At 72.6% G+C, this 6,910-nt stretch carries 6 protein-coding genes; 3 read left to right on the top strand and 3 right to left on the bottom strand.

What is annotated here, in order from left to right; translation table 11 throughout:
• The 3 genes from ACI2L3_RS33370 to glgB form a co-directional block, all read left to right on the top strand.
• The coding region (locus ACI2L3_RS33370) for an alpha-glucosidase C-terminal domain-containing protein (RefSeq protein ID WP_404756142.1) at positions 1-378 on the top strand (378 nt) is incomplete at its 5' end.
• Between the two features lie 13 nt (positions 379-391).
• On the top strand, positions 392-1,735 hold the full coding sequence (locus ACI2L3_RS33365) for a maltokinase (RefSeq protein ID WP_404756141.1): 1,344 nt from the start codon (positions 392-394) through the stop codon (positions 1,733-1,735).
• A gap of 186 nt (positions 1,736-1,921) precedes the next feature.
• On the top strand, positions 1,922-4,111 hold the full coding sequence (glgB, locus tag ACI2L3_RS33360; protein WP_404756149.1) for a 1,4-alpha-glucan branching enzyme: 2,190 nt from the start codon (positions 1,922-1,924) through the stop codon (positions 4,109-4,111).
• A 21-nt stretch (positions 4,112-4,132) separates the two neighbouring features.
• Here glgB and ACI2L3_RS33355 read toward each other — a convergent pair whose 3' ends face one another.
• The 3 genes from ACI2L3_RS33355 to ACI2L3_RS33345 form a co-directional block, all read right to left on the bottom strand.
• Positions 4,133-5,278, bottom strand: coding sequence for an RNA polymerase sigma factor (locus ACI2L3_RS33355; RefSeq protein ID WP_404756148.1), 1,146 nt, complete (start codon positions 5,276-5,278; stop codon positions 4,133-4,135).
• 20 nt (positions 5,279-5,298) lie between these two features.
• Complete coding sequence (locus ACI2L3_RS33350; RefSeq protein ID WP_404756140.1) at positions 5,299-5,706, bottom strand: YciI family protein; 408 nt, start codon at positions 5,704-5,706, stop codon at positions 5,299-5,301.
• Between the two features lie 110 nt (positions 5,707-5,816).
• Complete coding sequence (locus ACI2L3_RS33345; protein WP_404756147.1) at positions 5,817-6,863, bottom strand: NAD(P)-dependent alcohol dehydrogenase; 1,047 nt, start codon at positions 6,861-6,863, stop codon at positions 5,817-5,819.
• Positions 6,864-6,910 lie beyond the last annotated feature (47 nt).

Raw genomic sequence — 6,910 nt, 5'->3', positions numbered from 1 at the left:
GCCTCCATGTCCTCCCCGTCCTCCCTGCTCCACTGGACGCGGCGCATGATCGAGATCCGCAAGCAGAACCCGGCGTTCGGACTCGGCTCCTACACAGAACTGCCGTCGTCCAACCCGGCGGTCCTCGCCTATCTGCGCGAGTACCAGGACGACCTCGTGCTGTGCGTGCACAACTTCTCCCGCTTCGCGCAGCCCACCGAACTCGATCTGCAGGCATTCGACGGACGCCACCCCGTGGAGCTCATCGGCGGGGTGCGCTTCCCGGCCATCGGTGAGCTGCCCTACCTGCTGACACTGGCGGGCCACGGCTTCTACTGGTTCCGGCTGTGCAACGACCTCCACCCGCGCCGACCGGCGGACCTCGCCGTGCGCCTCTGAAGGGACGTGTCGCATGCTCAAGACCGCAACGCAGTCGCGGGGCAGCAGCCTCAGCCCCCCGCTGCTGCTCACGTCGTTGGCCGGCGTACTCCAGGAGTGGCTGCCCCAGCAGCGGTGGTTCGCGGGCAAGGGGCTGCCCGTCACGGACCTGGCCGTGGTGTCGATGACCGAACTGCACCCCGGCTGCCTGCACCTGCTGATCAGCTCCGGGCACGCCGGGTCGCGCGACGACTGCTACCAGTTGCTCCTCGGCGTGAGCGAGGAGCTGCCGTCCCGCCTCCACCACGCCGTCATCGGCCGCCCCAGCGAGGGTCCCCTCGCCGGGCTCACGGTGTACGACGCCCTCCACGACCCCCGGTCGGCCGCGCTGCTCCTCGAACGCCTCCGCACCCCGGGCACGGCAGGCCCGCTGCGCTTCGAAGGTGACGCGCGGACCGTGGTGCCCTCGGGCCTCACGCCGCGCATCCTGGACGGCGAGCAGTCCAATACCTCTTTGGTCTACGGCGATTCCTACATTCTGAAGCTGTTCCGCCGTGTGCAGTACGGCGTCAATCCGGACCTGGAAGTCCCGTGGGCGCTGGCCCGTGAAGGGTGCGCCCGCGTGCCCGCTCCCGTGGCCTGGTTCTGGACCAACGAGCCGCGCAGGACGACGCTCGGAGTGCTCCAGCCGTTCCTGCCCGGGGCGACGGACGGCTGGACGCTGGCCCTCCAGTCCCTCGCGGCGGGCCGGGACTTCACCGACGAGTCGTACGAACTGGGGCGCGCCACCGCCGAAGTGCATCTGGCGCTGGCCCAGGTCTTCGCGCCAGGACCCGCGGACCGGCACGGGGGCCGGCTGCTCGCCGCCGCGATGACCACCCGCCTCGACACCACCGCCCGTCAGGTGCCCGCGCTCGTTCCGTACGTGTCACGGCTGCGGGCCGCGTACGACGCCGTCGCGGCGCGCGGCCTGGGCCGGCCGCCGCAGCGGATCCACGGAGACCTGCACCTCGGGCAGGTCCTGCGGGCCGGGCAGCGCTGGTTCGTCATCGACTTCGAGGGTGAGCCGGCCCGCCCGATCGCCGAACGCAGACGCCCCCAGGCCCCCGTCCGCGACATCGCGGGCATGCTCCGCTCCTTCGACTACGCGGCCCACGCCAGGCGGCCCTGGCAGCCCCAATGGGCCCAGCGCTGCCGGGACGCCTACTGCGCGGGCTACGCGGCCGAGGCGGTGTGGGACCCACGCGGACAGTCCGAGCTGCTGCGCGCCTACGAGACGGACCGGGCGGTCTACGAGGCGCTGTACGAGGCGAGGCACCGTCCGGACTGGCTGCCCGTGCCCATGGCGGCGATCGCCCGTCTTGCGGAAGGCCGGTGACCTCGCTCGACCTCCTGCCGCCCGCACCTGCCGGTTTCCCCGGCCGACCGCCCTTCACCCGCTCAGAGGAGACCTGATCCCGTGGTCATCGCCGATACGTCCACCCCCGACCCCACGGTCACCCTCCGCACCCCGCTGCTCGACACGGCTCCCGTCGTCGACGCCGGCCCCCGCCAGGACTGGCACGTGTCCGAGGCGCCGCTCGACGAGGAGAGCCGGGGACGCCTGCTCGCGGGCACCCACCACGACCCGCACGCGGTGCTCGGCGCGCATCCCGTACCCGGGGGCGTGGCGTTCACGGTGCTGCGCCCGTACGCCCAGGCGGTGACGGTCGTCGTCGACGGGCGGAGCGCGCGGCTGAACGATGTGGGAGACGGGCTGTTCTCGGGCGTGCTGCCGCTCCCGGCGATTCCCGCGTACGCACTGCGGGTGAGGTACGACGGCCGGGACACCGAGGTCCAGGACCCCTACCGCTTCCTGCCCGCGCTGGGCGAACTCGATCTGCACCTGATCGGCGAGGGCCGGCACGAGGAGCTGTGGAAGGCGCTGGGGGCGCATCCGATGACCCATCAGGGCGTCGTCGGCACCCGGTTCACGGTGTGGGCGCCCAACGCCAGAGGTGTGCGGGTGTGCGGGGACTTCTGCCACTGGGACGGCGCCGCCTATCCGATGCGTTCGCTGGGGTCGTCCGGGGTGTGGGAGCTGTTCCTGCCCGGCATCGGCGATGGGGACCGCTACAAGTTCGACATCACCCGCCCCGACGGCACGCACACCCTGCGCGCGGACCCGATGGCGCGCCTGGCGGAGACGCCGCCGGCGACCGCGTCCGTGGTCACCCGGTCGACCCACGTGTGGGCGGACGACGAGTGGATGGCGCACCGGGCGGACCGCCCGGTCCACCAGGCACCTTTCTCGGTGTACGAGGTTCACCTTCCGTCCTGGCGTATGGGTCTGACCTACCGTCAGCTGGCCGATGAGCTCACGGCCTATGTGGCCGACGCGGGCTTCACGCACGTGGAGTTCATGCCGGTGGCGGAGCATCCGTTCGGCGGATCGTGGGGGTACCAGGTCACCGGTCTGTACGCGCCGACCTCCCGCATGGGCACGCCGGACGACTTCCGGCACCTCGTCGACACGCTGCACCGGGCGGGCATCGGTGTGATCGTGGACTGGGTCCCCGCGCACTTCCCCAAGGACGACTGGGCGCTCGCCGAGTTCGACGGGTACCCGCTGTACGAGCCGGGGGACTCGCGGCGCGCCGAACACCCGGACTGGGGCACGCTCACCTTCGACTACGGCCGCCGCGAGGTGCGCAACTTCCTGGTCGCCAACGCGGTCTACTGGTGCGAGGAGTTCCACATCGACGGCCTTCGGGTGGACGCCGTGGCCTCGATGCTCTACCTCGACTACTCCCGCGAGGACGGCCGGTGGGCGCCCAACGAACACGGCGGCCGGGAGAACCTGGACGCGGTGTCGTTCCTCCAGGAGATGAACGCGACGGTCTACCGCCGGTGCCCCGGCGTCGTCACCATCGCCGAGGAGTCCACCGCGTGGAACGGCGTCACGCGGGCCACCGACCACGTCGGCCACGACGGCTTCGGCGGGCTCGGCTTCGGCCTGAAGTGGAACATGGGCTGGATGCACGACTCCCTGGAGTACATCCAGCACGAACCCGTGCACCGGCAGTACCACCACAACGAGCTGACCTTCGCGATGGTCTACGCGTACAGCGAGAACTACCTCCTGCCGGTCTCGCACGACGAAGTCGTGCACGGCAAGCGCGCGTTGGTGTCCAAGATGCCGGGCGACTGGTGGCAGCAGCGCGCCAACCACCGCGCCTACCTGGCCTACATGTGGGCCCACCCCGGCAAGCAACTCCTCTTCATGGGCCAGGAGTTCGCCCAGGGCGGCGAGTGGTCGCCGGACCACGGCCCGGACTGGGGGCTGCTGGACCCGTCGTACCCGGCGGAACCGGACCACGGCGGTGTGCTGCGCCTGGTGCGGGACCTCAACCACCGGTACCGCGCGACACCCGCGCTGTGGGAACAGGACACGGTGCCCGCCGGCTTCGCCTGGGTCGATGCGGACGCGGCCCACGACAACGTGGTGTCGTTCCTGCGCTTCGCCGCCGACGGGACCCCGCTCCTGGCCGTCAGCAACTTCTCACCCGTGATCCGCAACGACTACGCGGTCGGGGTGCCGGACGCGGTGGGCACGTGGCGGGAGACGCTGAACACGGACGCGGCCGACTACGGCGGCGGGGACGTGCGCAACGAGGGCCCGCTGCGACCGGAGCAGGAGGCGGCCGGGGCTTTCCCGGCCCGCCTGCGCATGACGCTGCCCCCGCTGGCCACGGTGTGGCTGCAGCCTGAGTGAGGTGTGCGGGCGGGCGTGGCGTCACCCTCGTTCGCGGGCGTTGAGGCGGGCGGCCTGGCGGGTCAGGTGGTCGCGTTCGGCGAGGGTAGGGGCCTTCGCGGCGGCCTCGGCGTACAGGCGTGCCGCCGTCGTCGGGTCGCCGTCGCGTTCGTGGAGGTACGCCGCCACGGCGGTGTGGCGGGGCAGCGAGTCGTCCAGGGCCGCCAGGGCCTTCAGGCCGGCGCGGGGTCCGTCCGCCTCGCCGACGGCCACCGCGCGGTTGAGCCGGACGACCGGGCTGTCGGTCAGGCGCGCGAGCTCGTCGTACCACTCGACGATCTGCACCCAGTCGGTCTCCTCGGCGGTGGGCGCGTCGGCGTGGAGCGCGGCGACGGCGGCCTGGGCCTGGAACTCGCCGAGGCGGTCGCGCGAGAGGGCGGTCTGCAGGATGCCGACACCCTCGGCGATCATCCGGGTGTCCCACCGGCCGCGGTCCTGCTCGGCGAGCGGCACGAGGCTGCCGTCGGGCGCGGTGCGGGCGGCCCGCCGGGCGTGGTGGAGCAGCATCAGGGCGAGCAGTCCCGCCACTTCGGGGTGGTCGATCGCGGCGGCCAGCTGCCGGGTGAGGCGGATGGCCTCGGCGGCGAGGTCGACGTCTCCGTAGTACCCCTCGTTGAAGACCAGGTAGAGCACGCGCAGCACGGTGGCGACGTCGCCGGGCCGGTCGAACCGCACGCCGGAGACCGTGCGCTTGGCCCGGCTGATCCGCTGCGCCATGGTCGCCTCGGGCACCAGGTACGCCCGGGCGATCTGGCGGGTGGTGAGACCGCCGACGGCGCGCAGCGTGAGCGCGACCGCCGACGACGGTGTGAGCGACGGGTGGGCGCAGAGGAAGTAGAGCTGGAGCGTGTCGTCCAGCGCGGGCGCGGGGCCGGGCGCCGGCTCCTCGTCGACGAGGCCCTCGCGGCGGCGCCGGGCGGTGTCCGCCCGGGCCGCGTCGAGGAACTTGCGCCAGGCCGCGGTGACCAGCCAGCCCTTCGCGTCGCGCGGCGGGTCGGCGGGCCAGACGCGGACAGCCTCGACGAGGGCGTCCTGCACGGCGTCCTCGGCCGCCGCGAAGTCGGCTCCGCGGCGGACGAGGACGGCGAGCACGGTGGGTGTGAGGCTTCTCAGCAGGGCCTCGTCCACTTCAGCGGTCACGCGGCGCGTCACTCGGTGATGGTGGGCGGCGCGGACAGGAAGGGGCGCAGCTCGAGCCACTCGTGGATCGGCTTCCCGCCCGCCCCGGGGGCGGCGGACAGCTCACCGGCCAGTTCGACGGCGCGGTCGTAGCTGTCGACGTCGATGATCATCCAGCCCGCGATGAGGTCCTTCGTCTCCGCGAACGGGCCGTCGGTGACCGGCGGCCGGCCCTCGCCGTCGTACCGCACGAACGTCCCCTCGGGGGCGAGCGCCTGACCGTCGACGAACTCACCGGACTTCTCCAGGCGGTCCGCGAAGTCCTGCATGTACTGCACGTGCGCCGTGATCTCCTCCGGCGTCCACTGGTCCATCGGCACGTCGTTGACCGCCGTCGGGGCGCCGCGGTAGTGCTTCAGGAGCAGGTACTTGGCCATGGTGTTCTCCTCGGTGCTGGTGCGACCCATTGTTGTCGCGTTCACACCGGGGACGGAGCCGGTCACGGATTCTCGACATCGTCGGCCAGATTTTTTTCGAGCGGCCGGATCTACGGCTGACCGTTCGGGAGGATGACCGCCCGGCCGTTGACCTTGCCCGCGTGCAGGTGCTCGTACGCCGTGGGGGCGTCGTCCAGCGCGTACGTCTCCACGTGGACGTCGATCACGCCGGACCTGGCCAGGTCCAGGACCTCGATCAGTTCGGCCCTGCTGCCCCAGTAGGGGGCGCGGAACGCGGCGTCGTACGGGGTCGTGCCGAAGCCGACCGACGCGGTGCCGCCACCGATGCCGACGATCGTGACGTCCCCTTCCACCGCGACGCACGCGGCCGCCGTCGCGGCGGTGGGCGGCGCCCCGACGAAGTCGAACACGGCCTGGGCGCCCAGGCCGCCCGTCAGCCCGCGCACCGTGCCCGCCGCCGCCCCGTCGGACAGGACGGCCTCGTGGGCGCCGACCTCACGGGCCAGGCGCAGCTTCTCCTCGGTGACATCGAGGGCGATCACGCGCGCCGGGGTCAGCGCGCGCAGCAGCTGGATCGCCACGTGCCCGAGCCCGCCGGTGCCGATGACCACGGCCGTGCTGCCGGGCGTCAGCTTGGGCAGCGACGTCTTGATGGCGTGGTACGGGGTGAGGCCCGCGTCGGTGAGCGGCACGGCGGTCACGGGGTCGAGGCCGTCGAGCGGGACGAGGTGGCGCGGGTCGTCCACGATCATGTACTCGGCGATGGCGCCGGGCGCGCCGAGTCCGGGCGGGCGGATGCCCAGCTCCGCGGCGCGCGTGCAGTAGTTCTCCTTGCCCTGCGCGCACATCGTGCAGGTGCCACAGCCCCACGGTCCGTACACGGCCACGCAGTCGCCGGGCGCGAGCCCGGTGACGCCCTCGCCCAGCGCGGCGACGGTGCCCGCGCCCTCGTGGCCGAGGGTGAGCGGCAGCGGGAAGCCGAGGGCCTCGGCCGGCCGGCTCATCACGGCGATGTCGGAGTGGCAGACGCCCGCGGCGGTGACTTTCAGGAGCACCTGGCCCGGGCCCGGATCTGGCCGCGGGACGGTGACGACCTCGGGGGCGGCGCCGGCGCTGCGGTACTGGACGGCCTTCATCTCGGCGGGCAGGCTCCCGCCCGGGAGTTCTCGGTCTGACATCTCGG

Origin of the sequence: Streptomyces sp. NPDC029674 (assembly GCF_044903205.1) — a bacterium.
In the GTDB taxonomy this organism is placed as follows: domain Bacteria; phylum Actinomycetota; class Actinomycetes; order Streptomycetales; family Streptomycetaceae; genus Streptomyces.
Note: the sequence above shows the minus strand (reverse complement) of the source record. Positions and strands in the feature narration are given on the sequence as shown.